The organism is Arthrobacter oryzae (assembly GCF_030718995.1).
Classification (GTDB): domain Bacteria; phylum Actinomycetota; class Actinomycetes; order Actinomycetales; family Micrococcaceae; genus Arthrobacter; species Arthrobacter oryzae_C.
This window is the reverse complement of the sequence record NZ_CP132204.1, coordinates 3,758,964-3,782,989: the sequence shown is the minus strand read 5'-3', so window position 1 is coordinate 3,782,989 and position 24,026 is coordinate 3,758,964. Positions and strand designations below refer to the sequence as shown.

Sequence of the window (24,026 nt, the reverse complement as noted above, 5' to 3'; positions counted from 1 at the left end):
CCCCCACTCCGAAGGGACCCCACATGACCGCCCTCCCCTCCGACAAGTTCCGGTCCTACGACTTCAGCCACCTTTGCCTTGGTGATCTCATCGAGGCACGGCAGAACCACAAAGTTCACCACCGGGGCCACATCGAAGAAGCCCACCCGGAATTGGGAGTGTTCTGGATTCAGGACACCGTCACCGGCACCCGACGGCTGATCGATTTCGATTCATTCGAGATCTTTTTTGGACGTCATACGGAAGCCGCCCCGGCCACTGTGTAATCCGATCTGAAATACCCACATATACGTGAGGCGCCCCCAGAGCTCTGGGGGCGCCTCACGTTGTTGCTTCAAAGTGCGACTAATCCGGGGTTGCTGCTCCCGCAACGGCAGCGCTGAATACCTTGCCGAGGATGGCGGCACCCTTGCGGATGTCGTCCAGGGACGGCAGGCAGAAGGACATCCGCAGTTCGCTGTGGCCGCTGCCGTTCGTGTAGAAAGCGGTGCCTGGGACGTACACCACGCCGTGTTCGATGCAGTCGTAGACGAGCGCTTCGGTGTCGATCCCGGCCGGGACCTTCACCCAAAGGTAGAAGCCGCCGGTAGGCCGGTTCCAAGTGGTGCCGGCGGGCATGACCATAGAGAGTGTTTCCACCAGGGCAGTGAACTTCTCCCGGTAGATGGCCCGGTATTCGGCCAGCTTGTCTTCCCAGGCGGGATCGTCCAGGTAAGCGCTGATGAGCTGCTGCGAGTACACCGAGGGGTTGAGCTGCGAGGTTTCGCTTGCATTGAGCAGGTGGCCGTACAGCGACGCCGGCGGCAGGACCCAGCCCACGCGCAGGCCAGGCGCAATCATCTTGGAGAACGAGCCAAAGTACAGCGTGATGTCCTCGAAACCGGGCTGGATGGCAGGCATGGTTTCCCCGTCGAAACCCAAAAGCCCGTAGGGGTTGTCCTCGAAGATCAGCAGGTCGTTGCTGCGGCACAGCTCGCCGACCTGCCTGCGGCGTTCGGCGGAGAGGTTCACGCCGCCGGGGTTCTGGAAGTTGGGAATGGTGTACAGGCCCCGTGCGGTCTTGCCCGCGGCACGGACTTCGCCGATGAGCCGTTCGAGTTCCGCCGGGATCAGGCCGTCGGCGTCCATGGGGACGTGGACAATGTCGGCCTCATAGCTGGTGAACACGGCCATGCCGCCGGCGTAGGACGGGGCCTCCGCGAAGATCACGTCGCCTGGGTTGACGAGGACGCGGGCGGCGACGTCCAAGGCCTGCTGGCTACCGGAGGTCACGATGACCCGGTCCGGACCGGCCGTGATGCCCTCGAGTTTCATGAGTTCGGAAATGTGGGCACGGAGCTCAGGAATGCCGTCGCTGGCGCCGTACTGGAAGGAGCGTTCGCCGCTGTCGAGCAGGATCCGCTGGGCGTCAGCAGCGATCCGGTCGAAGGGTAGGGCACCGAGGTAAGGGGCGCCGTTGGCGAAGGAGATCATGCCGGGACGCTGGGCAGCCCTGAACACTTTGCGGACTTCCGAGGGTCGTGCGGCGAGGGTGCGCTGTGCGAGGTGCTGCTGCCGGGCGGGGACGCTGATGTCACCGGACGAGTTGGCAAATCCTGCGGAAATTTCCACTGATACGGACATGAGATACCTTTCGGTCGCGAGTATCCTTCCAGTGTTGCGCCGCCCCGCTGATGCTGTCTAAGACCAAAGTCCGGGGATGGGCATACCGAGACGGCATAAGGTTACTCTCCCCGCGGCAGCCGAACTGGAGCAAGTCGCACCCTGCCAGCGCCGTCGTTGCGCGTCACCCGAGGCGACCGTAGCTTGGGCGCGCCGCCGTTCTTCTGAACCACCAGAAACCACTTCGCTGTTAGTCATTCTGATCCCCATCATCGCTGGGCGGGTCTTCCACGCAACCAGGGCGCTCCGCGCCGGACTCGATTCAAGGTTTCGTTCGGCGCTCCTCCGTCGCTTATTTCCTCTCGAAACTCTGAACCGCTCCCGGTCCCCCAAGTTGCACTCCGGACCCTCAAACCCAGCGGTGACTCCGTGTATCAGAACGACCCACAAATCTGACAGACACACCGGTGCCCGCAACGGCCGACTACTTCGTCCACGACGCCAGTGCCGCCAGCGTGCTCATCGCTGTGTTCAGCGGAATGAGCGTCGATGACGTCAACCAAAGCCTGGACCGCTCCGGAAGAAGAGTCCGGATCCCACACACCTGCAACCGAATAGGCGACCGCGGCGCCAGGCCCAGACCGCGAACAGCGTCAGGGGACGCGTCGAGGATGAATGTCCACACATTAAAGCAAAAACCCCTCTGACGAGGGGTTATGCGTGCCCGAGGTGGGACTCGAACCGTATTCCCGCCCTTGTGAAAACTGGGAACCGTGAAATCATGCGGAATCCGGCCCGACCCGACCCATGTACGGCGCAGTCCGAAGCTATAAGTGTGGACATTGTCCACACCCCAATTTCGCCACCAAAGATCTCCACCCAAACGGCTGCACCCCGCATGGACAGCGTGCGGCGCTCCTTTGCCATGAAACACACTTGATCCTGAGCGGGACTTCGGACCAGCCAGATCGAATCCGAGCTACAGGCTCACTCGGCTCCGATTTTCTGTTTCATCTCTTCGGGATCCCCTGTTCACCCTGTTCTTCGGCCGGGTCGCTGACCTCTTCGGCCGCAAACGCCTCTTCATCTCCGGCATGGCGCTGCTCGGGATCGGTTCCCTTCTCGGCGGCCTCGCCACCGATCCCGGGCTGTCGGCGGCACGTGTCGCCCAGGGCCTGGCCACCGCCGCTGTGACCCCGGCCGCCTTGTCCCTGCTCACGACGTCCTTCCCCGAAGGACCGCTGCGGGACAAGGCCCTGGGCCTGAACGGCTCTCTCATGGCCGCCGGATTCACCACCGGCGCGATCCTCGGCGGCCTCCTGACGGACCTGCTCTCCTGGCGGTGGGCGTTCTTCATCAACACCGCCGTCGCGGCCTTCGTTCTGATCCTGGCGCCGAAACTCCTGACCGAATCCGCCCGCGGGAACAGGACAAAGCTCGATGTCCCCGGCGCAGTCAGCGTCACCGCCGCCCTGCTCGCCCTCGTCTTCGGCCTGACCACGGCCAGCGAAAGGGGGCGGGCCGACCTGCTGGCCTGGGGCTCCCTGACCGCCGGCGCGGCACTGTTCATCGTGTTCTACTTCATCGAAAAGAGCACCGCACACGCCCTCGTCCCCGTGACCATCCTGCGCCCGAACAACATCGCCTGGGGCAACATCGCCGGGATCCTCGCGTTCGCCGCCGAACCTCCCTGGTCTTCGTCCTCACCCTCTTCCTCCAGCAGGTCCTCGGCTACACCCCGCTCGGGGTGGGGCTGGCCTTCGCCGTGCTCGGCGCCGGCACCCCCGTCGGCGGCCTGGCCGCGCCAAAGCTCATCGGCAGGCTCGGCAACAAAAACACCATCATCCTCGGCCTCACCATCCAGGCCGCCGCCACCGGATCCCTGCTCTTCATCAACACCAGCCGGGCCTCCCTGATCATCGTGCTGATCGGAACCTTCATCGGCGGCGTCGCCAACCTCGCCGCCATCGTCGGTTTCATGGTCACCGCCACCACCGGGCTGCCGGACACCGAACAAGGCCTCGCCACCGGGCTGACAACCATGAGCCAGCAGATAGGCATCACCATGGGCATCCCCGTCATGAGCACCATCATCGCCGCATCCCTACTCCACGGTAACGGTAACGCCCCGCAGCAGGTCCTGGACGCCGTATTACCGGCCATCAGCATCAACGCCGGCCTCTGCCTCGCTACAGCAGTGCTCGTCGGGCTCTGTCTGCAGATGCGTTCTGCACTCCCGACAGAAGCAAGCTAGCCCAGCAGTCCTTCTCCAAGGGCTCATGCCCGGCTGTCGGCCGTGCGGGGAAGGAAACGTCTTTGGCGCTAGGCTTCGGTCCATGATTATCTGGCTCAACGGCACTCACGGGGCGGGAAAAACAACGACGAGCGCGCTCGTGCAGCAGTTGCTCCCCGGCTCCCGCGTCTTCGACGCTGAAAAACTCGGTGAGGTACTCATGGACATAAAGCCCGGACTTCCGGCGACGGATAACTTCCAGCACTGGGACCCGTGGCGGACGCTCGTCGTCGAAACCGCCAGGCGGGTGCTCGAGTACACCGGCGGCACACTCGTGATGCCGATGACTGTCCTAGTGGAGAGCTACTGGCGGGAGATCAGCGAGGGGTTGAGCGCCCACGGCATACCGATCCAGCATTTTGTGCTCCACGCCGACCAGGCCACACTCCGCGACCGTATACAGAACGATACGGACCTCGGCCCGTCGACGTTCCGCTTCGCGTACCTGGAACCGTACGCCGAAGCGGCCCATGCTTGGCTCCACAATGAAGCCGAGGTCATCGACACCACTCACATCACCGCGAACCAAGCCGCGCAGCAGATCGCGGATGCAGTCCTTAGCCACCAACGGCACACAACATCCGACATCGTGGCCGCCAAAGGTCAGCGTTCGGACACCCGTCTGTCGAAAACTAGTCTTTAGCCGTGAAAGACGAGGAAATACTCAGCGGAGGCAACGCCAGCGGCGTCGTTGTGCGTGTGGGGTCAACAGTCAGCAAGCCGTGGACCGATGCAACCCCTAATGTCCTGGCGTTCATGACCGCAGTGCGCGAGGCGGGGGTCGATGTCCCCGCTGCCCTCGGCCAAGATGCCCAGGGCAGGCAGGTCACCGAGTTCATGCCGGGGCGGCTTGCGCTCGATTCGGATCCGCTCACGCATTCGGAACTCGGCAGGGTCGGAGCGATGGTGCGAGCTATTCACAACGCGAGCGAAGCGTTCACGCCCGACCCTGGCGCGGTGTGGATCACGGCGATTCCCAGCCCCGGCGAAGAGCTAATCTGCCACAATGACCTTGCCCCGTGGAACCTCATCATCGGTGAACGATGGGCCTTTATCGACTGGGACGCTGCCGCGCCGAGCACCCGACTTTGGGATCTCGCCTACGCCGCCCAAGCCTTCACGCTCTCCAACACCCAGAAGGCTCCCAAAGAAGCGGCACAGAATCTCGCAGCCTTCGTGGATGGCTATGCAGCAGACCCTGGCCTGCGTGCCGGCCTCCCCGCCGCAATGCATCGCCGGGCCGCAGCCATGTACGACCTCCTAAGCTCTTCTCACGAAGCAGGTCAGGAACCATGGGGCACCATGTATGCCAATGGGCACGGCGACCACTGGAGAGCCGCTACTCAATACGCGAGACAGCACCAACGCATCTGGGTCGAAGCGCTCCTCCCATCGACACGTTAACGGATCGGCTTACGATCACCAAGGGCGACATTTAGCGCTGCAAGATTCCCGCCACTTATCGCTGCGATTCACACTTTTTGCCCCTAAAATCCCGAATTTCCGGGGTCGTGCCCGGGTCTTATCAAGCTAGCCTTTGTGAGATTGTGCGGGCAGTTAGCCCAACAGCACTGAAGCGAGTGTGGGATCCGCCGTGAACAGACGGCGAAGACAACGTGAACTGCGCCATGTGAGAGGGAACCCGCGTACCCGGCACCGTAGGGTCTCGGTCATGATCACACCCAATCATCGTTTCCGCAGAGCTTCCATCACCGCCGTGGCGGTGGCGTTGCCGATTACATTCCTTGCCCCTGTTGGCGCGTCCACAGCGGCGCCGGGCACCTCACACCAGGCTGCGGCCGTCGCCCCTGACCCGTCCGCCAAGCTCGATCTGGGCGCTCCCGGCCTCCCGGAGTCCAGCACTGTCACCACCCTGGCCCCCGGCCTGACTCGAACGTCCATCACCCGGGGAACCCCAAACCAGGACTTCTTCTGGACCGCTGAGGTTGCCGTTCCATCCACTTCCCCGGATCCGGACGCGCCGGCATCAGCGCTGTCCACCCAGGCAAAAGCCCAAGAAGTCGCCGACAAGCTCACCGCCGCAGGTGTCGTTGCACGGGTTGAGCACGTCCAGTCACCGCAGCTGGCCGACGCCGGCGGGGATCTCGGCTACCGCGTGCGTGCCGGCCACTTCACGGCCAAAACCGACGGCGCCGCCACTGTGGCCCAGATCCAGGCGACGGGCTACAAATCCTCAGTGATCTACACCGGCTGGGACGGCGATGAAGGCTCCAGCGAGAACGACCGTGGGCCCTGGAAGCTGGAGGTCCTCACCATTGACCCCAAGGAATTCCGCGGCGACCTTACGTCCTCCTTCGGCCCCAACCTCGAAGACCGGGAAAAGACCAGCCAGCTAGCGGCCGCCTCGGGCGCTCTTGCAGCGACCAACGGCGGCTACTTCGTCATGGACCCCGCCGCCGGAGCCCCGGGCGATCCGGCGGGCGCCGCGGTGCACGACGGCAAGGTCCTCAGCGAACCCATCGGGGACCGGCCCTCCCTCATCATCGGCGCCAAGAACGAGACCTCCATCCAGCGGCTGCACTGGCACGGCACAGTCACAGCCCCCGGCAACACGGCAGAGCTCGCCCTGGACGGTTTGAACCGCGTGCCGGGCCTCATCCGCAACTGCGGCGGCACCGACGACACTCCGACGAACCTGCCGCTGCACGACTTCACCTGCACCGACGCAAACGAGATCGTCGCCTTCACCGCGGAGTTCGGCGCTAAAACGCCGTCCGGTCCCGGACTCGAAGCCGTCCTCGACGCCCATGGCACGGTCACCGCCCTCAACAACACCCGGGGCGCCGCTGTCCCGGCCGGAGGCCACACACTGCAAGCCACCGGAGCGGAGGTCGACAAGCTCTCAGCCCTGGCTAGGCCCGGCTCCAAGCTGACGGTCAACACGGCTCTGCTCAACGAAGGCGGGAAACCCCTCAAGACCAGCGCCACCACCGACGTGGTCAACGGCGGACCGACGCTGGTCCAAAACGGAGAGCTCAACGTGACCGCCAAGCGCGACGGCATGGTCCGCACCGGAGACGGTAACTCCTTCTTCTACGGGTGGGTGCACAAGCGGAATCCGCGCACCATTGCAGGCGTTGACGCCCAGGGACGTACCCTCCTGGTCACCGCCGACGGCCGCCAGACGACGTCTCTCGGACTGAGCATCAAAGAATCCGCCGACGTCGCCCGCTCGCTGGGCATGGTCAACGCGATCAACCTGGACGGCGGCGGATCAACAACGATGGTCCAGAGCGGCCAGGTCGTAAACTCCCCGTCCGACGCGGCCGGTGAACGCCCGGTCGGCGACGCACTCCTCGTCTTGCCCGGCCGCAAGCCGTAGACCGACACAGGCCAAAACGCGTACCCATCACAAAACCTTGGAGAACCATGAAGTCACCAAGGACGGCCGCGAAGTGGTCACCCACGACCGCAAGATCAGCGCCCAGAAGTGCCGGCTGTCCAAGCGGGACACCCTTACCCCCGTGCATCTGCGCTGGCAACAAGCTGACCAATAGCCAGGCCGCTGGAAGCCCCTTCCCCTTCACTGGGCAGGGGCTTCCTTGTATCTGGGCGGAGAAGCCTCGGGACGCGGGCAGCTACTGTCTTAGCCGGTCCTTGACGGCGTGTTCGACCAGGATCGGAACATAGTCACGGACCCTGCCGGTGTCCAACGTTCGGTGTTCCTGCTCGACGAGGTCTTCGATGTGTTGCCGCGGCACCGCCGGATACTTTTCGGCGAGCCGGTCCACGACATGATCAAGTGCCCGCAATTCTTCGATGACTCCCATTGGGAGAGTTTCGGGCCGGCCATTCCCGGATACAAGACTGGATTTTTTTGCCGGGCGGGGTTAGCGGCCTACACCTGCCCATCATCCTGCGGACATCAGCAGGCGATGAAGGTCCCGCTGTCGCGGGGCCTTCATCCATGATCTGCAGTCGCGCCTCCTCCTCCGGCCGGCGGGATCGACATATCGTGCCGTTCGGTGAGCGTATTTGGAGGGCGACTGCTGGCAGGCCCGGTCGAACAGAGTCCGCGGCTGAAGGTCAGTCGCCGACGGCTATCCGGCCGCGGCGCACGATCAGCGGGTCGGGGTCGTGGACCACTGCGGTGTTTTTGCCGTCGTAGTCGAACTGGTTGAGGAAGTAGCGCATGGCGTTGATCCGTCCGCGCTTTTTGTCGTTGGATTTGATGGTGATCCAGGGTGCGTGGTCCGTGTCGGTGCGGAGGAAGGTTTGTTCCTTCGCGTCCGTGTATGCCTCCCACCGGTCCAGGGAGGCAAGGTCGACGGGCGAGAGTTTCCAGCGCCGGACGGGGTCGATCTGGCGGATGGCGAAGCGGGTGCGCTGCTCGTGGCGGGTCACGGAGAACCAGAACTTGTTCAGGTGGATCCCGGAGTCCACCAGCATCTGCTCGAACAGGGGTGCCTGCCCCATGAAGGTTTCGTATTCCTTTTCGGTGCAGAATCCCATGACGCGTTCGACGTTGGCACGGTTGTACCAGGACCGGTCGAACATCACGATTTCACCGGCCGTGGGCAGGTGCTGGATGTAGCGCTGGAAGTACCACTGGCCCTGTTCACGGTCAGAGGGTTTACCGAGGGCGACTGTCCGGGCGGAGCGGGGATCGAGGTGCTCGGTGAAGCGCTTGATCGTGCCGCCTTTGCCGGCCGCGTCGCGGCCCTCGAAGACGATCACGTTTTTGAGGCCGTGGTCCTGGCCCCAGTACTGGAATTTGAGCAGTTCGATCTGCAGGAGGTATTTCTCGGCCTCGTATGCCTCGCGGGTCATCCGGTCGTCGTAGGGGTAGTCCTCCCGCCATGTCTCAACGGCGGAGCCACCGGGGTCGATCAGCTCCGGGTCCTCGCCTTGTCCGCCGCGGACGTTGTATCCCAGCTCGACGAGGCGGTCAATGGCGTGCCGAAGGTTGTCCCTGACCCACCACTGGTCCTCAGGGGTCCACGGTCTGTCTGCCTCCACCATCCGGGCCTCCTTATGGCGCCTCGAAATGTCGCCCGCAGTCTAACAGGACCAGAGGCATGCCAGGCAGGTCAATTCGGCCCGGCATGCCCGCCCAACCTAGGCCAGGCCACGGTCAGATCCACCGTGGTGGCGCCGCTGGCGCTGTTTTTCACGGATTCGATTCCTTTGAGGGCGGCGGCTTTGGTTTTGCAGGCCTCGCCGGTGGCGATGACTTCACCATTGCCGGCCTTGAGACGGAACCGGAACGCGCCGGCCTTGTCTTTGTACAATTCGAATTTGCCTGCCATTTGCTCGTCCTTCTGCTGCGGGCGAGATCGGTCCTGCCAGGTAAACTGCTCCAACGTCGACCATCCTCACCAGACAGGCTCAACAAGGGGCGACCAGACCCTGCGTGGATGACCCGAGGCCGGTACCCGTCATCTCCGCACAACTTAGGGTCCGGGCAGCGTGGCCTCGTCCGCCCGGGACAGAATGGCACGGCGCCAATCCACCTCCCCCAGTTGCCCGGGGCTGCCCTGCCCGCCCCGCCACGGACGCTCGTTGACTTTTTCGCGACGCTGCGGCCCTTTACCCGGATGCGTCCGCCCGCTAGTGACCCGGGCAAACGGCACTGGCCCCGCCACACGGTCCGGCCCTAGAATCGGTGCACAACCGGGACACGAGGGGCGCCCTGCCCCGGCCTTTGCCATAGCGCCCGGCAAGGACAGGCACTAATGACGAACATCCCTGCGGCCACCACCGCCCGCCGCACGGCCCTGAGGGCCTGAGCATCATGGCATCCCCGGACAGCACCGAAACGGAGCGTAAGTACGACACGGGCCACACCGCGCGGGTCCCGGTCTTCGCGGACATTGCCGGCGTCGAACAGGCCGGAGAGCCCGCGGAGACGTTCCTGGAGGCCGTCTACTATGACACCGCCGGGCTGGACCTCGCAGCCCGGGGCATTACGCTGCGCCGCCGCACCGGCGGCAGCGACCAGGGCTGGCACCTGAAACTGCCCATCGGGCCGGACAGCCGGCGGGAACTCCAGGCACCCCTCGGCCAGCCAGACCACGTCCCGGCCGAACTGCTCGACCACCTCGCCGTCTTCATCCGCGGCCAGAAACTCTCGCCCGTGGCCCGCCTCTCGACCCGGCGAAGCACTTACCGGCTGCACGGGTCCGGCGGGGAACACCTCGCCGACTTCACCGATGACCGCGTCCACGCCGTCCCCTTGCGTAACCTGGGTCCGGAAACGCACTGGCGCGAATGGGAACTCGAACTCGTCCACGCCACTCCGGAACTCTTCACCGCCGCGCAGCCGGCACTGGAGGCTGCCGGGGCCGCACCGTCAGCCCATACCGCCAAACTCGCCCGTGCCCTCGGCCAGTCATGGCCCGCACCCCGCGCCGCCGGACCCCGGCCGGAACGGAAGAAGGGACCCGTCCGCGACGTCGCGACCACCTATGTGGGCGCGCAGATCAACGAACTCCTCACCCATGATGCCGGAGTACGGCAGGGCGTCCCGGACTCTGTCCACCAGATGCGCTCCGCCGCCCGCCGGATCCGGTCCGTGCTGCGGACCTACCGGCCCCTGTTTACCAAGGGCGCCGTCGTCGGGCTGGAAAGGGAACTGCAGCGGCTCGGACGGATCCTGGGCCGTCCCCGGGACGCCGAGGTCATGCGTGAGCGGATCCTCGCGAACCTGCACGCCCTGCCCGAAGCGCAGGCTTCCGGCCCCGCACTGGGACAGATCGAACACGAACTCGGCACCCTGTACAACACCGGCTACCAGCGCGCCCTCGCAACGCTGAACACGCCGCGCTATTACCGGATCCTGACCGCTCTGGAACGCTTCCGCGACGACCCGCCCGTGAAGTCAAAGGCCTCCAAGCCAGCCCACAAGACCAGCGCACGGCTGGTGAACAAGGCCGCCCGCCGCCTGGACCGGGCCCACCGGGCCGCCAAAAAGACAACCGGGACCGCCAGTTACGAGGCCACGCTTCACCAGGTCCGCAAAGACGCCAAACGGCTCCGGCACGCCGCAGAGTCCGTCACCGCCATCCACGGGAAACGGGCACGTGTCCTGGAAAAGGGCAGCCACCGGATCCAAAGTGTTCTCGGCGACCACCAGGACACCGTGGTTGCCCGCGAACTCCTGCACCGGCTCGCCGCCGCCCCGGACCTGGCCGCCGGAACCGCCGCCGTCTTCACGGCCCTGATCGAAAAGGAGGCCAAAACAGCTGCGAAAACCGAGGCAACGTACCGGAAACTGCGCAAGGAGACCCGTGGCCGCCGCCTCTAGACCGACCTCCCGAGGGGCACGCCGGGAAGGCCTGTTTCCCGGAGGTGTCGCCACGGTCGTGTGATGTTCACCTGCAAGTCGGCCAACGCCAGTCGTTCGGCAGGAGGCGGCGGCTACTGTGTGGGCCATGCAAATCCTTGAAGCGGCGATCGTGATCAACGCCCGCAGTTCGACCGTTTGGGACATCATCACGGATGCCGGGAATTACCCCGTGTGGGACTCGGGGATCACCGAGATCGATGGTGAGGTCCGCAACGGCGGCACCATCCGGATCCGCACCACCAGCGGTAACCGTAAACACCGTCTGCGTGTGGAACAGATACCAGGCGAGGTCATGACCTGGACCCGCGGCCTGCCCTTGGGACTGTTCAAGTGCGTACTGACCTTCACCCTATCCTCCCAGGCCGCGATGACGCACCTACGCGTGCAGGAAGAAACCATCGGGCCGCTCTCCGTGCTCATCGGAAACACAGGTCAGGACCGGGACGACTCCTTCGCCGGCTACGTCAGGGCCGGGAAGCAACGAGCCGAACTGACCGGACAGCCCGGACTACCCTGCCGGGAGGATAAGCACCGGACGGTCCTGGATCCGGAGCAGCTCATCCGGAACGGCTCCCTCCACCACGCGCTGCAGTGCGGCGAGGACGCCGGACCGGGGACCGCCGACGATCAGGAGGGACGCTCCTGTGCTCGCCGCGAGACGGGCAAGGGCCGGTGCGACCGCACCGCTAAGCACCCGGAAAGACCAACGGTCCCCGGGTGGTCCCAGACACTGCACGATGCCCTCCTTCACTTCCGCGGCGGGGAACAAAGCCTCGACATTGCGTGCCGGGTCTAGCGACGCCGCATAGCGGGACCGCGGAGGATCCCATTCCGCCAAATAACCCGCCGGGTCCACGTACGCACACACCAAATGCGCTTCCACCGAACGGGCGAAACGAGCCGCCGCCCTGACCTGCGGCGCCGAGCACGCCCAAGGAACACCAAACACGACAGGCCCGTCCCCCCATGCCGGCTCTCCAGGGTCCAACGAGAAGTCCATCCGGTACCTCACAGTGGTTGGTCCAGGCGTTGGAGGCAAGGAAACGTGCCCCCCTCGCCCCGGCACACGTTCATGCCGTACAGGGTCCGGGCTCCCCCAATGGAAGCCCGGGCCCGATGCCTCTGGCTGCTGTCGGTGCCGGAGTTACGCGGCGTTCGGCCCGATGTCGGCGGCTTCGGCATTGGGCGCCGCCTGCAGAAGGACGATGTCCAGTTCGGCCATGTCCAGCAGCCTGCGGCCGCCGGTGACTTCATCCATGATCCAGAACAACCCGTGCCCGGGCATCCGCTCAGTGATCCGTCCCCGGTGCATTAGAGCCTCCCTGTACCGGGCCTCGATTCTATCGCCGTCCATCAGCTCACGGCAGGAAGTCACGATTCTCTTCTCAGCTACATTCATGAGCGCGTCCTTTCCGAAGCGTTCCCTTGTCACAGAGTGCACGCCCCAGGTTGCCCGGAAGTTTCCGCCACGTGATTTTTCAATGCCAGGTGTACGCCTGTCCGGCGAGCACGAGACCTTGCCGGCCCGGGCTTCGAGCAACGGCTTGTCGGCGCAGGCCTCTCCTTTGCCATGAGCAGGCTGCTGGACGCCGCTGTTTCTAGGCGATGTCATGGAAAATCCATCCCTACAAACCCGCCGTCGCCGGCTCAGGAAATCTATCCGCTTCTGCCCCGGCCAGTTCCCAAGCCACGGGCGTTGCCGAACTCCCCGCTGCTGTCGCCCCAACGCTGACGGGTTGCCGGGAAGCTGCCAGAGACCCCGTGCATCCTTGGACTCAGAGGCTAATAGGGGAACCACTCAGTTCGCCCAGGGAAAGGACAGCCCTTGTCCTGATGGTGGACCACTCTTCCGTGAGCAACGACAGCACGACGATATCCCGCCAGGACCCGTCAATCCGTTGCGAGGAACGCCTGCGGGTGCCTTCGACAGTGAATCCGAACCGCCTGAGGGACGAAATGGACCTGTGGTTTCGAGGATCGACATCGCATTCGACACGCCCTGCGCCGTGGGAAAACACCCAGTCGAGCAGGGCGATCTTCACCTCAAGGTTGGCTTTCATGCCCCAGAACGCCGGGCTGATGATGGTCCGGCCGATTTTCACGCGCTCCGTCGGAGCATGGGTCTCGGTAATGCCAGTGGTGCCGATAAAGAGCGGACCGCCGGGCAGGCCCATGTAGTGGACCGCAAAGATCCGAAGCCCCTCATGGCGCCTGCTGATGAAGCGGACCGTCTCGTCGTGCGAGAGCGGACGGCGGTGCCCGTCACCGAACCCGGTGGCCCAAATATCGTCATTGGCGAGGATATGGGCCAGCGCCTGGATGTCGCCGGCGCCGAACGGGGACAGAACGAAGCGGCCTGTGACAGTGCGTAACGTCGGCAGGGCGCGGGGCAGGCGAAGCGTCATTGTGACCTTTCCATGAGGGATCGTCCGGACAGCATCCGGGACGGGGACGAACGCCGAATGAACGCAGGGCGATTTTTCGGTGAGCAAGTCCGGGAACCGTTCTGTAACCTCTCACGCCCTCCAGACGGCGGGCCACACAGCGCTGGCCGGCTGGGCCGCATAGCTCGCGTGCTGCCCGAAAACAAGGTCTGGTCGGGCCGTTCGCGGGGTCCTACAATCGGGATGGACGCAACCGGTCAAGGCACCCCCGGACACGCCCGCGAACGGGGGGGAACCACACTACGGTCCAGCGGTGCCGGCAAGGATGCGGACAATGACAGATATTCAGGGGCTCCTCAGCTCCCTTCAGCCCGAAGACCTGGCACTTCTGCAGGAACGCGGACCGGGCCAGTTGCTGGAGCCGGACATGCTTGATGCCATTGACCGCGCCGCCGGCGGACCCGGTGAAGGCCGCGGCTACTATGTGGTCCGCGGCAGCCTGGTACCGCTGGAACGACGCCAGTACTACCTCCGCGACGACGTCGCCGCAGCCATCTTTGCCCCGTCCACGCTGGAAGGCGCCGCCGGGGCAGACGCCTGACCATCATGACCTCCACCCGGAGCCTTGAAACCAAACAAAAATACGACGCCGACCCTCCACACCGCTGGTCGCCTCCTGAACCGGCAGCCCCCACCGGCGCGCCTCCTTGACTTCGTTGCCTTGCCATCATGGACTTGTACCTTGCCGTGTGATGAAGCAGGCCGTTGGCGGCTCCAGTCATTCCCGTCCCGGAAAACTCTGGGAAACGGGACGGAGAGAAAGGCCACGGCACAATGAACAGCGGTATGAACCAAGGAACTCAGCTTGAGGCCGTACGCCCCGGCGATGTCCTGATACTCCAGCGCAGCCGCTTCCGCGTCCTATCATCGCAACACGATGCAGACCTCGTGACCTTGGAATTGGACGATGAGCCCGAACAGCCGATGATTCTCATCGGGGTGCCCTCAATGCCGGTCGTGGTCGAGGCAGGCCGTGCCGACGACTCCATGGCCGAGGACCTGTCGGCAGGTCCCGCCGCGTAGCAACGCCTACGGCGGTGAATTCCATCACGCCCGGAAGGTCTCGGCCGCCGGAAGGGATTCTCTTGTCTACTCTGAGCTAGTGGAATATTTTGAGTCGGTGGCGATGATCAGTGCGCGGACCTCGATTGTCTGGGACGTCATCACGGACACAGGGAACCTCACGGTGTGGGAGTCCGGAATAGCCGCCATCCATGGTGAGCTTCGCGACGGAGGAACCGTTCGGATCAAAACCACCGACAACGGCGGGCGAACCGTCCGCCTCCGCGTCAGGCAAATACCGGGCGAAGCCATGACACTGACCAGCGGCCCGCCACTCGGCCTGCGAAAACGGATCCGCACGTTCACCCTCGCGCCACGGGACGGGCGGACCCGCCTGACGGTGACGGAAGAATACAGCGGCCCCCTGGCCAGGCTCCTCCGAGCTTCGAACGCAGGGACTGCCCGGAACCTGGACGAATTGGTGGGCGCCGTCACGAAGCGCGCCGAGCTCCTCGACCGGAGTTTTTAGGCGGCCCGCATCCCGTCGACAGCGGGGTTCAGGCCGCCAGGCGCTGCCTGATCCACGCCGAGAACTGGTCCACCGCGATGATCAGCACCAGCACGATGATGATGTGCGTGAGCATGGCGTCGAACTGGAAGGATTTGATGGCCTGGTTGATGAGGAGTCCGATGCCGCCTGCACCCACCAGCCCCAGCACAAGCGATGACCGGACGTTGACGTCGAAGCGGTACAGCAGGAGCCCCACGAACTGGGGAACCACCATGGGCAGCGTGGCATTGGCCACCTGTTGGATCCGGCTGGCTCCGGCAGTGCGCAGCGCTTCCTGCGGGCCGTCGTCGATCTCCTCCATGGATTCCGCCCACAGCTTGCCCATCACACCGGTGTTGTGGCAGATCAGCGCCAGTACGCCGGCGAAAGGACCCAGGCCGACGGCCGTGACGAAGATCAGGGCGAAGACGATGTCCGGTACTGCCCGGAAGAAGGACAGAACGGAACGTGCTGCCTGGTAGATCATCCGGTGCGGGGTGGTGGTGTCGGCCGCCAGCACGGCCAGCAGCAGCGCGAAGGGCACTGACATGGTGGTGCCCAGCAGCCCGATCCAGAGCGTGACCAGTGTCGCGTCGAGGCCAGGTTTAACCGTCCGTTCCCAGTCGAGGTCCGGCGGGAAGGCATCGCCGACGAACGCCGCCATGCCCTTCCAGCCGTCCACGAGCAGTCCGGGCTGGAAGCCCGTCCCTTCGAAGGCGAAAAGATGGAGGACGACGACGACGGCAGTGACGCCCGCCGCCGTCACCCATCGTGTGGGCCTCTTCAGCAGCCTGGCGTCCGGGCCGCCCGAATTCCCGGTGAGGGTGTTCGGGGTCATGCGGCGAGCCTCCGGTCCGGGGCGTAGAGATCGTCCAGCTGCGCGGAACTGACATTGGCCGAGGGGAGGTCGAACGCCATGGTGCCGTTGAGCAGGCCGATCGATCGGTCCGCGTACCGCAGGGCAAGGTCCGGCTGGTGGAGGACGGCGGCCACGGCCAGCTGTTCTCTGTGGGCGAGGTCCCTCAGCAGAGCCATGACCTGTTCGGCGGCGTGTGGATCCAGGGCCGAGACCGGCTCGTCGGCCAGGACGATATCTGCGCGCTGGCACAGGGCGCGGGCAACGGCAACGCGCTGCTGCTGGCCGCCGGACAGCCGTCCCACCCGGTCCAGCGCACGGTCCGCCAGCCCTACCCGGTCCAGGCATTCCAGTGCTTCCTGCCGGATGGCAGCGGGATAGAACAGCGGACTTAGCGACCGCGTGGTGGGGACCCTGGCCAGGGCGCCGGCGCAGACGTTGTCCAGGGCTGAGCGGCGCGGGACCAGGTGGATCTTCTGGAAGATCATGGCTGTCCGCTGGGTGGCTTGCTGAAGCGCGCGGCCCTGCAGGTCGGCAAGATTCACGCCGTCGATACTGATGGATCCGGCGTCCGGCCGGGAGATGCCCATGACGCAGCGGAGGGTCGTTGATTTACCGGAGCCGTTGGCCCCCAGGAAGGCGACCAGTTCACCTTTCCTGAGGTCGAAATCGACGCCCTTGAGTACGGGTCTGCCGCCAAAAGACTTGCTCAGCCCCGTGACGCTGAGGAGTGGAGTCTGCATCAGAGGTCCTCTTCGGAGAGGTCCATGGTCTTGGCCAACTCGAACAAGGGCGCATAGGTTTCCTTGGTCACGGGCAGGAGGGGACCGGGAGGGGTCACGTCGAGGAATTCGCCTACTTTGGCGATGTCGGTTGCATCGAGGTCCAGGAAGGCGGCCTTGACTGCTTCCTTGAAGGCAGGGTCTGCGTCGCCGCGGACGGTGATGGGATCGTTCGGGATGGGGTCCGAGGTCCAGATCCTGCGGAAGTCCTCCGGGTTGAAGGTCCCGGCGGACTTGGCGGTGGCCAGGGTCTGGGAGTTGATTTCGGCCGCTTCGACTTTGCCGTTCTTGAGGGCGAGAAGGGCCTCGGGGTGGCCGCCCGTGTAGTCCATCTTGAGGTCGGCATCCGCTATGCCCGCTTCACGGAGCCCGAAACGGGGAAGTACATCCCCGGACGTGGACCCCACACTGCCCAGGGCCAGGGACTGGCCCCTGAGGCCGGCGATGTCCGTGATCGGGCTGTCTTTCGCCACCCAGATACCGGCTGTGTAGGAGCTGAGTTCCTTCCCCGCGGTGCCGAAGGAGACTAGCGGTTCCGCCCCGGCCTTCTGACTGGCGAAGACGTACCCCAGCGGACCGAACTGCCCCAGGTCCAGTTTCCCGTTGCGCATTGCCAGGACCTCGGCGGCGTAGTCCTCCACGACCTGGACTTCGACGGGGCAGCCGAGCTTCTTTTCGAGCGCCGCGGCAAGGACGTCGTAGGCAGGTTTGAGTTTGGCGGGGTCTTCATAGGGTTCAATGCCGAACCTTATTTCACCTCCGGGGCAGGTGGCGCTGGCGCTGTCCGCGCCGGAGCGGGCGTTGCCGCCGCAGGCAGTGAGTGCCAGCACAACAGCGATGGCCGCGGCGGGTCCGGTCAAGAGCTTGGTTTTCATGGGATTCCTTGGGATGCGATGGATGGAGCAGTCGGAGGTTCAGCAGGGAGGGTTCAGAAGAGCCGGGCGATGGTCCGGTGTGCCAGCCCGAAAGACAGCGTCATGCCGACGCCGGACGTCACGGAAATCACGGTCACGCCGGGTTGGACTTCTCGCTCCAGTAGCGGCCCGACGTCGCTGGAGGCGTATATGCCCTGCCACCGCTGGACAATGTCCAGCTCCGCGCCGAGTGTCCGGGCGATTTCGTCGTTGAGTATTGCCGTGACCGGTTCGTCGAGGAAGGGGGCGGCGGTGCGGTCGTAGTCGTGGGAGTCCCCGAGGATGAGGCTGCCATCCGGGCGCTGCGTGAACATCACGTTGGCGCCAATGTCCAGCAGCTCGGGGCGCGTCTCCCGTATTTGGGCCCGGAGCGCCGCCGCGGCGGGCATCTCAGTAAATGCCGGGTAGCGGAGCATGGAGGTGGCCGTCAGCACCGCCGGAGCCAAGTCCAGTCCGATCGGCCGCGTGGCGAGCGACATCTGCAGGGAGCAGCGCTCAATCCGGTGCTCGGCGGCCAGTGCGGGGAACAGGTAATCCACATCATGGCCGACACAGACGAGGACCTGCCTGCCGCGGACTTCGCCGCGGGAGGTGCTCACCGTGGCCGTCCCCTTGGCGTCCAGGCCGAACCCAACAGCTGAGGTATTCCACCGGAACTCGACGCCGGGCTGCCGCTCCAGCCAGGACGCCAGCCGAGCCGCCGTGGTCCTAGGGTCAACCCTCAGGTCGTCGCGCAGGAACGCACCGCCCACCAGCCCCGGCCAACTGGGACCGATGGTTCCTCCGTCCGGGGCGGAGGCTCCGCCGTCGGGCATTCCGGTGAGCCGCTCGCGGGTCTCTCCAGCGGACAGCAGCACCACCTGTCCGGGCTCGCGGACGGCCGCGAGTTCGTCCAGGACGGTCATCTCCGCCGCAGTTCGGGCCAGAACCACGGCACCGGACTCGACGGCCCAGAATCCCGCCAGTTCGGCGAACTCGAGCCAGTACTTCCGGGAGACCTGCGCCAGTTCGTAGAGTTCACCGGTTTGCGCAGTAATGCAGCAATGGCCGAAGTTGCGCACTGAGGCGCCCACCGCGCGGTGGTCACGCTCCAGGACGGTGACGGTCAGTCCATTGGCCACGGCGTGGGCTGCGTGGGCCAGGCCGATGATTCCCGCTCCGACGATGACGAGGTCGGCGGGAGCGCCGGGTCTTTCGCCTGTTCCGGAGGGGGGCTTGGTTTCATGCGTTTCGTTCTTCACAACGTAGACACTGGACGTCGCGGAAAGAGGAATCAAGCCAGATCGGCTGTTGTATATACAAGTTTGCTGAGTCTTAACTTTGAGCGCGGTTCATTCACCGCAAATTCACCATTTCAAGCCGAAGGGTCGGGAAAACAGCCACGGTAACTTGTATTATCAACTTGTGACTACCCAGCAGAACGCTCCCCTTCACCTTCGACTCAGCGAGGAATTCGCGCGCCGGATCTCGGACGGTTCCTGGCCTCCAGGCTTTCAGCTGCCCAGTGAAGCTGAGCTGTGCCGTGAGTTCGGAACATCCCGGGGACCCATCCGCCAGGCGCTGGCCGCACTCCGCTCCGAGGGAGTTTTGACGGGCGGCCGGGGCCGGTCCCCCATGGTCCGCGCCGCCGTTCCGTCACAATCCTTCTCCACGTTCAACTCCTTCACGGAGTGGGCCGTGGGAATCGGAAAGGTCCCCGGGCAGAAGACCCTGGAAGTAGCCCTCCGAGAACCCGCTATTGAGGCCGCCGAGCAGCTCGGCGTGCCTGCCGGAACGAAGGTGGTGGAGGTCTTGAGGGTCCGTTTCCTGGACGGGACACCGGCCATGATTGAACGCACCAGCTTCGTCCCGGAAGTGGGCCGCCTGCTCTTTGACTTCGACACGGACTCCGGCTCCATTTTCGCGTTCCTCAAGGCACATGGCGTTGACCTGCACGGCGCCCGACACACTATTGACGCCGTGGCCGCCACCGACGAAGACGCCGAGTTGCTGAACCAGGCCCCGGGCACTCCCCTGCTGCGCGAACGCCGGCTCACCTCATCAGCTGACGGGCAGCCCCTTGAATACTCCGAAGACTGCTATCTGCCGTCCCTCACCAACTTCACCATCGACAACACCGTGGACCGGCGCGCAGCCCTGGTCCGCGTCCACACAGAAAGCGCTAACGGAACCCATGATTAAGCTCGTCGTCTGCGACATGGCAGGAACCACCATCGATGAACACGGCGACGTTTACGTGGCGCTGGCCCGTGCAGTTGAAGAAACCGGCGCCGCGACCACGCCCGAGGCCGTCCAGGAATGGATGGGCGCAGACAAAGTTGAAGCCATCACCGCACTCATCGAACGCGGCGGCGGAATCTCCACCCCTGACACCGTCAGGAACGCCTTCGCCCGGTTCAAGCAACTGCTGGCTGATTCCTACGCGGCCAACCCGCCCGTGCCGCTAACCGGCGTCGAGGACGCCATCCGCGAACTGCAGGACCGCGGAATCAAGGTCGCGCTCACTACCGGCTTCTCCCGCGACGTCGCGGAGCCACTGCTTGCGGGGCTGGGCTGGACCGTAGCGGACGACGGCGGCGGCAGCGTGCGTAGTATCGGCTCCGCCAGGGGCAGCAACGCCGGCACCGGCATCGTGCTCGATGCCGTGGTCTGCGCCGACGACGTGGCCTCCGGCCGGCCCGCACCGTACATGATCCACCGGACCATGGAACTCACCGGAGTCCAGGGCGTCCACGAAGTGCTGGCCGCCGGGGACACCGCCAACGACCTGCTCGCCGCCACCCGCGCGGGCGTCACGGCGGTAGGCGTGCTGACGGGAAAGCTGGACCGTTCGGCCCTCGCGCAATATCCGCACCACCACATCCTGGACGGCGTCAGTAGCATCCCGGCTATCCTGGCCGGGACGCACACGAATTAGTCCCCGGCTGCTTCGCGGCCGCGGCGGACGATGAGCGGGTCCGGGCCGTAGACCACTGAGGCGTCTTTGTCGTCGTAGTCGAACTGATTGAGGAAGAAGCGCATGGCGTTGACCCGCGCCCTTTTCTTGTCGTTGGACTTGATCGTGATCCAGGGTGCGTGATCGGTGTCAGTACGCAGGAACGTGTCCTCCTTGGCTGTCGTGTAGTCCTCCCACCGGTCCAGTGAAGCCAGGTCCATGGGCGAAAGCTTCCAGCGCCTTACGGGGTCGATTTGGCGGATCGCGAAGCGGGTTCGCTGCTCGCGGCGGGTTACGGAGAACCAAAACTTGATCAAGTGGATTCCGGAGTCCACGAGCATCTTCTCGAACAAGGGCGCCTGCCCCATGAAGGTTTCATACTCCTCGTCCGAGCAGAAGCCCATGACCCGCTCCACGTTGGCACGGTTGTACCAGGAGCGGTCGAACATCACAATTTCGCCGGCAGTCGGCAGCTGCTGGACATAGCGCTGGAAATACCACTGGCCCTGCTCACGGTCGGAGGGTTTGCTCAGCGCTACAGTTCGGGCCGAGCGGGGATCCAGGTGCTCAGTGAAGCGCTTGATTGTTCCGCCCTTGCCGGCGGCGTCCCGTCCTTCGAAAACGATCACGACCTTGAGGCCGTGGTCCTGGCTCCAGTATTGAAACTTGAGCAGCTCGATCTGCAACCGGTACTTTTCGAGGTCGTAGTCTTCCCGTGTCATCCGTTCCTCGTAGGGGTAGTCTTCCCTCCAGGTGTCCACGGCCAGGCCCTGGGGGTCGATAAGCTCCGGGTCGTCGCTGTGGCCACCGCTGACGGTATAGCCCTGTTCGACAAGACGGTCCAGGGCTTCGCGCAGATTGTCCCGTACCCACGACTGGTCCCCCGGCGTCCATGCCCCGCCTGATTGCGTCATCTATATGCCTCCAAAGCCAACTTTTCGTGACGTCCCTGTGGCACAGCCACATCGCAGAGACGGCCAGGTGCTACACCCTGCACGCAAAGCAGCTATATCAGCGCGAAATGAACGCCCGGGGCCAGGCGTCCGCAGATGCTGGCATCCTGCTCAAATTCCTCTGGCCGTCGTCGCCAGCGGGTGTGCGCCTGCTACGCCCACGGTGCCGATTCAACGGAGTCCACAGCATAGGGTTTGGTCGCCGAGCGCTGCAGAGGACGACGCAGGCGAACCTGGTACGAACCATCGCGGAACGTGGCGCGAGGATCCAACTGAACCACCAGGAGTGGTTCTTCGCGGGCGGCGTCCACCCGCACCACCATCCCCTCCCGCCGGCCGTCCACGAGCAGCGGGGTGGCCGGCTCTACCGCGGTCTCCCTCAGACGGTTCTGAAACTCCGCCGCCGCCGCCAGAAAGAGGATTCCATGGGCGGCCCCCACGACCCGCAGCGGGATCACCGCGCCACGCGGCAGGCGTGCCGGAGGGGGCGGGGCTTGCGCCTGATATTGCTCGGCAGACGACGTTCTGGCGGCCTTCAAGGCCCGGTCGCATTCCGGGCAACGGGTCCGCACCCCTACGTCGGCCACCATGGAAACCAGCAGTCCTCTGGGTGCGTGAGCCCACTTGTCCGCCACAACCTCGCACCACGACGTGTGGTATTCGCTCCCATACTTCATCACATAGACCTGATCATCGCCGAGGAGGGGCTTCCCCTCCCGCCTGGCGGCGGGCTCGATCGGCTTGAGCACTCCGAGGTCGCTGGCTTTCGCATTGGTGGGGTGGCTTACGTTGAGGTACTTGCTCAACAACGGATTGGGTTGCCGTTTTGGTTTAGGAATTCCAGGTCCTTCCTGTGCAACGGGAGCGCGATCACGCACACTCCTCATGACCCCTTACTCAGCTTGCGTCCATTTCCCGCAAGTTACCAGCCGGAGCCATAATTTTGTAGCGATCAATGACCTGGTCGGTGCCAATCAGCCGTTCGGTTTGGTCCGCATCGGCGCGAGAGCGGAATCCGGCCCAGACACCAGCACGCGCGTTGGCCCGACCGCTGCGTAGACAGGATCTGCTTTACGCCCCGGTTAAGGTGGTGAGCCAATTTAGGCTTCCACTCTCATCCACTCGATAGCTATACAAGAGCGATGTAGCGTTTAGTTGCGAAGGCCCGCCTGTCCCCCATGGGCGGGCCTTCGTTGCATCCCACGGCCTGCCGGAGATCTTGCGCGTTACATTCGCATATAGCCTGCGTTGTCCTTGCACCAATGTTTGAGGTCCGCAATTATTTCCGCTTGAGCACAGCGGTGTGGGCCGTCACGCGGGCCGTCACGCACTAAGCTGGGCTCATAACGCACTAGTTGCTTGTCGCCCGCTGAGGAGCCCGATGAAGGACGTTACCCACCTCGTCGAAAAACTGAGCCCCGAGGAGTTGGCTGAACTCCGGGCCGCGGGACCTGAGGGGGTACTGACGCAGTCCGCACTCAAAGCCCTTGACAGGGCAGCTGGCGGCCCCGGAATGGGACACAGTTACTACGTCTCGGCCGGAACCGTCGATGGGGACGGAACGCCGGAATTCGTTCTCCACCACAGCGTTGCTGCCGTTCTTGGGACCCAGGGCTAGGATGCCCGTCCGGTCCCGGCTGGCCTCGCGGTACCGGCGCTGTTATTTCAGCGCGCAGCCCGGAAGGCTTCGACGAACAGCCGGGCACGTTCTTTGATGTACTGCTCCACCGGTACGTAGCCCTGTCCGGACCCGGTCTGACGAGTCCGGGTGACGTCCGCAATGTAGAGCCGGGACGTGTCGGAGTCCAAAACGAGACGAGGTGGCGGGAACCCTTCGGTTGCACCTTCTTCCGGCCCGGCGTCCTCCAGTTCCTGCTCCCGCGCCAGCTGCACATATGCACCTATCGCCTCCGTGAGCGGAATTCCGACGTCCTGGCCGAGCCTCAGCTCCCCGGCTCGGGTGACGGTGAAGTAGACCGGGCCATGCGGATGGTAAGTCAGGCCCTCAGCTGTCCTGTGGAAGCGGGCATCGGCGACAGGGAAGGAACCATCCGGCAGGGCGTTGAGGATCCCGGCTGCGGCATACGTTTCAAAAACTAGGTGTCCAAGGTCGCGAAAGAAGGGCGCCGCCAATTCCAGCCGACGTCTCAACTCCCCTTGGTCCGGGTCTTGCATTGCCCGATAATACGCCCGATGGTCTATGTTGTAACCACTTCGCACCTGGCAGGTCCCGTTCCCTAGAGAGTAGTGCATGGGGATCGCTCCAGGGCATCGTCTTAGAGCCGAGATTTCGCGCGTTTCCTCCATTTCCGGATATCCGGGCTCCGTCCGACCGAGTGCGCCCTGCAGGAGCGGGGTAACATTCGCCAATGCGGCGACTGATTAG

General features: G+C 64.5%; 27 protein-coding genes and 2 pseudogenes. 15 read left to right on the top strand and 14 right to left on the bottom strand.

What is annotated here, in order from left to right; genetic code table 11:
- Positions 1-23: 23 nt before the first annotated feature.
- A complete protein-coding gene (locus Q8Z05_RS17255) occupies positions 24-266 on the top strand; it encodes a hypothetical protein (protein WP_305940800.1) in 243 nt (80 codons plus the stop codon).
- Between the two features lie 79 nt (positions 267-345).
- Here the strand turns inward: Q8Z05_RS17255 and Q8Z05_RS17250 are convergent, their stop codons facing one another.
- A complete protein-coding gene (locus tag Q8Z05_RS17250) occupies positions 346-1,623 on the bottom strand; it encodes an aminotransferase-like domain-containing protein (RefSeq protein ID WP_305940799.1) in 1,278 nt (425 codons plus the stop codon).
- A gap of 1,007 nt (positions 1,624-2,630) precedes the next feature.
- On the opposite strand from Q8Z05_RS17250, the pseudogene Q8Z05_RS17245 reads away from it, so the two are divergent.
- The 6 genes and pseudogenes from Q8Z05_RS17245 to Q8Z05_RS17220 all read left to right on the top strand — a co-directional run.
- Positions 2,631-3,128 (top strand): annotated as a pseudogene (locus Q8Z05_RS17245) (MFS transporter); the annotation flags it as partial.
- Between the two features lie 221 nt (positions 3,129-3,349).
- Positions 3,350-3,856 carry a hypothetical protein gene (locus Q8Z05_RS17240; RefSeq protein WP_305940798.1) on the top strand — a complete coding sequence of 169 codons (507 nt, stop codon included), beginning with the start codon at positions 3,350-3,352 and terminating at the stop codon, positions 3,854-3,856.
- An 82-nt stretch (positions 3,857-3,938) separates the two neighbouring features.
- Positions 3,939-4,538 (top strand): AAA family ATPase, encoded by a 600-nt coding sequence (locus Q8Z05_RS17235; RefSeq protein ID WP_305940797.1) that lies wholly within the window; start codon positions 3,939-3,941, stop codon positions 4,536-4,538.
- A gap of 2 nt (positions 4,539-4,540) precedes the next feature.
- Positions 4,541-5,299 (top strand): phosphotransferase, encoded by a 759-nt coding sequence (locus tag Q8Z05_RS17230; RefSeq protein ID WP_305940796.1) that lies wholly within the window; start codon positions 4,541-4,543, stop codon positions 5,297-5,299.
- A 268-nt stretch (positions 5,300-5,567) separates the two neighbouring features.
- A complete protein-coding gene (locus tag Q8Z05_RS17225; RefSeq protein WP_305940795.1) occupies positions 5,568-7,238 on the top strand; it encodes a phosphodiester glycosidase family protein in 1,671 nt (556 codons plus the stop codon).
- Between the two features lie 37 nt (positions 7,239-7,275).
- The gene (locus Q8Z05_RS17220; protein ID WP_305940794.1) at positions 7,276-7,413 is read left to right on the top strand and encodes a hypothetical protein; all 138 of its coding nucleotides are present in this window, start codon (positions 7,276-7,278) and stop codon (positions 7,411-7,413) included.
- 81 nt (positions 7,414-7,494) lie between these two features.
- Here the strand turns inward: Q8Z05_RS17220 and Q8Z05_RS17215 are convergent, their stop codons facing one another.
- From Q8Z05_RS17215 to Q8Z05_RS17205, 3 genes are all read right to left on the bottom strand, one after another.
- On the bottom strand, positions 7,495-7,686 hold the full coding sequence (locus tag Q8Z05_RS17215) for a three-helix bundle dimerization domain-containing protein (protein WP_305940793.1): 192 nt from the start codon (positions 7,684-7,686) through the stop codon (positions 7,495-7,497).
- A gap of 256 nt (positions 7,687-7,942) precedes the next feature.
- Positions 7,943-8,878, bottom strand: a complete 936-nt coding sequence (gene ppk2, locus Q8Z05_RS17210; RefSeq protein ID WP_305940792.1) for a polyphosphate kinase 2 — start codon at positions 8,876-8,878, stop codon at positions 7,943-7,945.
- A gap of 68 nt (positions 8,879-8,946) precedes the next feature.
- On the bottom strand, positions 8,947-9,219 hold the full coding sequence (locus Q8Z05_RS17205; protein WP_305940791.1) for a YegP family protein: 273 nt from the start codon (positions 9,217-9,219) through the stop codon (positions 8,947-8,949).
- A 431-nt stretch (positions 9,220-9,650) separates the two neighbouring features.
- Between Q8Z05_RS17205 and Q8Z05_RS17200 the strand changes: the two genes are divergently transcribed.
- Entirely contained in the window at positions 9,651-11,162 is a 1,512-nt protein-coding gene (locus tag Q8Z05_RS17200; protein WP_305940790.1) for a CYTH and CHAD domain-containing protein, read from the top strand.
- Positions 11,163-11,289: 127 nt separating this feature from the next.
- Positions 11,290-11,526 (top strand): annotated as a pseudogene (locus Q8Z05_RS17195) (SRPBCC family protein); the annotation flags it as partial.
- A 186-nt stretch (positions 11,527-11,712) separates the two neighbouring features.
- On the opposite strand, the gene Q8Z05_RS17190 reads toward Q8Z05_RS17195, so the two are convergent.
- The 3 genes from Q8Z05_RS17190 to Q8Z05_RS17180 all read right to left on the bottom strand — a co-directional run bounded on the left by Q8Z05_RS17190 (position 11,713) and on the right by Q8Z05_RS17180 (position 13,609).
- Positions 11,713-12,204, bottom strand: coding sequence for a universal stress protein (locus Q8Z05_RS17190; RefSeq protein ID WP_305943607.1), 492 nt, complete (start codon positions 12,202-12,204; stop codon positions 11,713-11,715).
- A 144-nt stretch (positions 12,205-12,348) separates the two neighbouring features.
- Positions 12,349-12,516, bottom strand: coding sequence for a hypothetical protein (locus Q8Z05_RS17185; RefSeq protein WP_305940789.1), 168 nt, complete (start codon positions 12,514-12,516; stop codon positions 12,349-12,351).
- A 463-nt stretch (positions 12,517-12,979) separates the two neighbouring features.
- A complete protein-coding gene (locus Q8Z05_RS17180; protein WP_305940788.1) occupies positions 12,980-13,609 on the bottom strand; it encodes a GNAT family N-acetyltransferase in 630 nt (209 codons plus the stop codon).
- 313 nt (positions 13,610-13,922) lie between these two features.
- Between Q8Z05_RS17180 and Q8Z05_RS17175 the strand changes: the two genes are divergently transcribed.
- From Q8Z05_RS17175 to Q8Z05_RS17165, 3 genes are all read left to right on the top strand, one after another.
- Positions 13,923-14,189, top strand: coding sequence for a hypothetical protein (locus Q8Z05_RS17175; RefSeq protein ID WP_305940787.1), 267 nt, complete (start codon positions 13,923-13,925; stop codon positions 14,187-14,189).
- Between the two features lie 245 nt (positions 14,190-14,434).
- Positions 14,435-14,671: a hypothetical protein gene (locus Q8Z05_RS17170; protein ID WP_305940786.1), complete on the top strand. Its 237-nt coding sequence runs from the start codon at positions 14,435-14,437 to the stop codon at positions 14,669-14,671.
- Positions 14,672-14,750: 79 nt separating this feature from the next.
- Positions 14,751-15,179, top strand: coding sequence for an SRPBCC family protein (locus tag Q8Z05_RS17165; RefSeq protein WP_305940785.1), 429 nt, complete (start codon positions 14,751-14,753; stop codon positions 15,177-15,179).
- Between the two features lie 28 nt (positions 15,180-15,207).
- Here Q8Z05_RS17165 and phnE read toward each other — a convergent pair whose 3' ends face one another.
- From phnE to Q8Z05_RS17145, 4 genes are read right to left on the bottom strand one after another with little or no spacing between them, the layout of a single operon-like run.
- Entirely contained in the window at positions 15,208-16,038 is an 831-nt protein-coding gene (phnE, locus tag Q8Z05_RS17160; protein ID WP_305940784.1) for a phosphonate ABC transporter, permease protein PhnE, read from the bottom strand.
- The gene (locus Q8Z05_RS17155; protein WP_305940783.1) at positions 16,035-16,799 is read right to left on the bottom strand and encodes a phosphonate ABC transporter ATP-binding protein; all 765 of its coding nucleotides are present in this window, start codon (positions 16,797-16,799) and stop codon (positions 16,035-16,037) included. The genes phnE and Q8Z05_RS17155 overlap by 4 nt, the downstream gene beginning before the upstream one ends.
- Positions 16,799-17,713: a phosphate/phosphite/phosphonate ABC transporter substrate-binding protein gene (locus Q8Z05_RS17150; protein WP_305940782.1), complete on the bottom strand. Its 915-nt coding sequence runs from the start codon at positions 17,711-17,713 to the stop codon at positions 16,799-16,801. The genes Q8Z05_RS17155 and Q8Z05_RS17150 overlap by 1 nt, the downstream gene beginning before the upstream one ends.
- A gap of 53 nt (positions 17,714-17,766) precedes the next feature.
- Positions 17,767-18,993 carry a TIGR03364 family FAD-dependent oxidoreductase gene (locus tag Q8Z05_RS17145; RefSeq protein WP_305940781.1) on the bottom strand — a complete coding sequence of 409 codons (1,227 nt, stop codon included), beginning with the start codon at positions 18,991-18,993 and terminating at the stop codon, positions 17,767-17,769.
- Positions 18,994-19,156: 163 nt separating this feature from the next.
- On the opposite strand from Q8Z05_RS17145, the gene Q8Z05_RS17140 reads away from it, so the two are divergent.
- A complete protein-coding gene (locus tag Q8Z05_RS17140; protein ID WP_305940780.1) occupies positions 19,157-19,933 on the top strand; it encodes a GntR family transcriptional regulator in 777 nt (258 codons plus the stop codon).
- Entirely contained in the window at positions 19,926-20,669 is a 744-nt protein-coding gene (locus tag Q8Z05_RS17135; protein WP_305940779.1) for a phosphonatase-like hydrolase, read from the top strand. The genes Q8Z05_RS17140 and Q8Z05_RS17135 overlap by 8 nt, the downstream gene beginning before the upstream one ends.
- Here the strand turns inward: Q8Z05_RS17135 and ppk2 (Q8Z05_RS17130) are convergent.
- Entirely contained in the window at positions 20,666-21,601 is a 936-nt protein-coding gene (ppk2, locus tag Q8Z05_RS17130; protein ID WP_305940778.1) for a polyphosphate kinase 2, read from the bottom strand. The genes Q8Z05_RS17135 and ppk2 (Q8Z05_RS17130) overlap by 4 nt on opposite strands.
- A gap of 191 nt (positions 21,602-21,792) precedes the next feature.
- Positions 21,793-22,446, bottom strand: a complete 654-nt coding sequence (locus Q8Z05_RS17125; RefSeq protein WP_305940777.1) for a hypothetical protein — start codon at positions 22,444-22,446, stop codon at positions 21,793-21,795.
- A 575-nt stretch (positions 22,447-23,021) separates the two neighbouring features.
- On the opposite strand from Q8Z05_RS17125, the gene Q8Z05_RS17120 reads away from it, so the two are divergent.
- Positions 23,022-23,258 carry a hypothetical protein gene (locus Q8Z05_RS17120; protein ID WP_305940776.1) on the top strand — a complete coding sequence of 79 codons (237 nt, stop codon included), beginning with the start codon at positions 23,022-23,024 and terminating at the stop codon, positions 23,256-23,258.
- Positions 23,259-23,305: 47 nt separating this feature from the next.
- On the opposite strand, the gene Q8Z05_RS17115 is transcribed toward Q8Z05_RS17120, so the two are convergent.
- Positions 23,306-23,815 (bottom strand): hypothetical protein, encoded by a 510-nt coding sequence (locus tag Q8Z05_RS17115; RefSeq protein ID WP_305940775.1) that lies wholly within the window; start codon positions 23,813-23,815, stop codon positions 23,306-23,308.
- Between the last annotated feature and the right edge of the window lie 211 nt (positions 23,816-24,026).

Bases quoted from the DNA above. Each gene is read 5' to 3' on its own strand.
- Q8Z05_RS17150 (WP_305940782.1), bottom strand. From the start codon at position 17,713: ATGAAAACCAAGCTCTTGACCGGACCCGCCGCGGCCATCGCTGTTGTG.
- Q8Z05_RS17170 (WP_305940786.1), top strand. From the start codon at position 14,435: ATGAACCAAGGAACTCAGCTTGAGGCCGTACGCCCCGGCGATGTCCTG.
- Q8Z05_RS17115 (WP_305940775.1), bottom strand. From the start codon at position 23,815: ATGCAAGACCCGGACCAAGGGGAGTTGAGACGTCGGCTGGAATTGGCG.
- Q8Z05_RS17135 (WP_305940779.1), top strand. From the start codon at position 19,926: ATGATTAAGCTCGTCGTCTGCGACATGGCAGGAACCACCATCGATGAA.
- Q8Z05_RS17255 (WP_305940800.1), top strand. From the start codon at position 24: ATGACCGCCCTCCCCTCCGACAAGTTCCGGTCCTACGACTTCAGCCAC.
- Q8Z05_RS17120 (WP_305940776.1), top strand. From the start codon at position 23,022: ATGAAGGACGTTACCCACCTCGTCGAAAAACTGAGCCCCGAGGAGTTG.
- phnE (WP_305940784.1), bottom strand. From the start codon at position 16,038: ATGACCCCGAACACCCTCACCGGGAATTCGGGCGGCCCGGACGCCAGG.
- Q8Z05_RS17225 (WP_305940795.1), top strand. From the start codon at position 5,568: ATGATCACACCCAATCATCGTTTCCGCAGAGCTTCCATCACCGCCGTG.
- Q8Z05_RS17190 (WP_305943607.1), bottom strand. From the start codon at position 12,204: ATGGACTTCTCGTTGGACCCTGGAGAGCCGGCATGGGGGGACGGGCCT.
- Q8Z05_RS17180 (WP_305940788.1), bottom strand. From the start codon at position 13,609: ATGACGCTTCGCCTGCCCCGCGCCCTGCCGACGTTACGCACTGTCACA.
- Q8Z05_RS17155 (WP_305940783.1), bottom strand. From the start codon at position 16,799: ATGCAGACTCCACTCCTCAGCGTCACGGGGCTGAGCAAGTCTTTTGGC.
- Q8Z05_RS17185 (WP_305940789.1), bottom strand. From the start codon at position 12,516: ATGCACCGGGGACGGATCACTGAGCGGATGCCCGGGCACGGGTTGTTC.
- Q8Z05_RS17175 (WP_305940787.1), top strand. From the start codon at position 13,923: ATGACAGATATTCAGGGGCTCCTCAGCTCCCTTCAGCCCGAAGACCTG.
- Q8Z05_RS17200 (WP_305940790.1), top strand. From the start codon at position 9,651: ATGGCATCCCCGGACAGCACCGAAACGGAGCGTAAGTACGACACGGGC.
- ppk2 (WP_305940792.1), bottom strand. From the start codon at position 8,878: ATGGTGGAGGCAGACAGACCGTGGACCCCTGAGGACCAGTGGTGGGTC.
- Q8Z05_RS17215 (WP_305940793.1), bottom strand. From the start codon at position 7,686: ATGGGAGTCATCGAAGAATTGCGGGCACTTGATCATGTCGTGGACCGG.
- ppk2 (WP_305940778.1), bottom strand. From the start codon at position 21,601: ATGACGCAATCAGGCGGGGCATGGACGCCGGGGGACCAGTCGTGGGTA.
- Q8Z05_RS17235 (WP_305940797.1), top strand. From the start codon at position 3,939: ATGATTATCTGGCTCAACGGCACTCACGGGGCGGGAAAAACAACGACG.
- Q8Z05_RS17250 (WP_305940799.1), bottom strand. From the start codon at position 1,623: ATGTCCGTATCAGTGGAAATTTCCGCAGGATTTGCCAACTCGTCCGGT.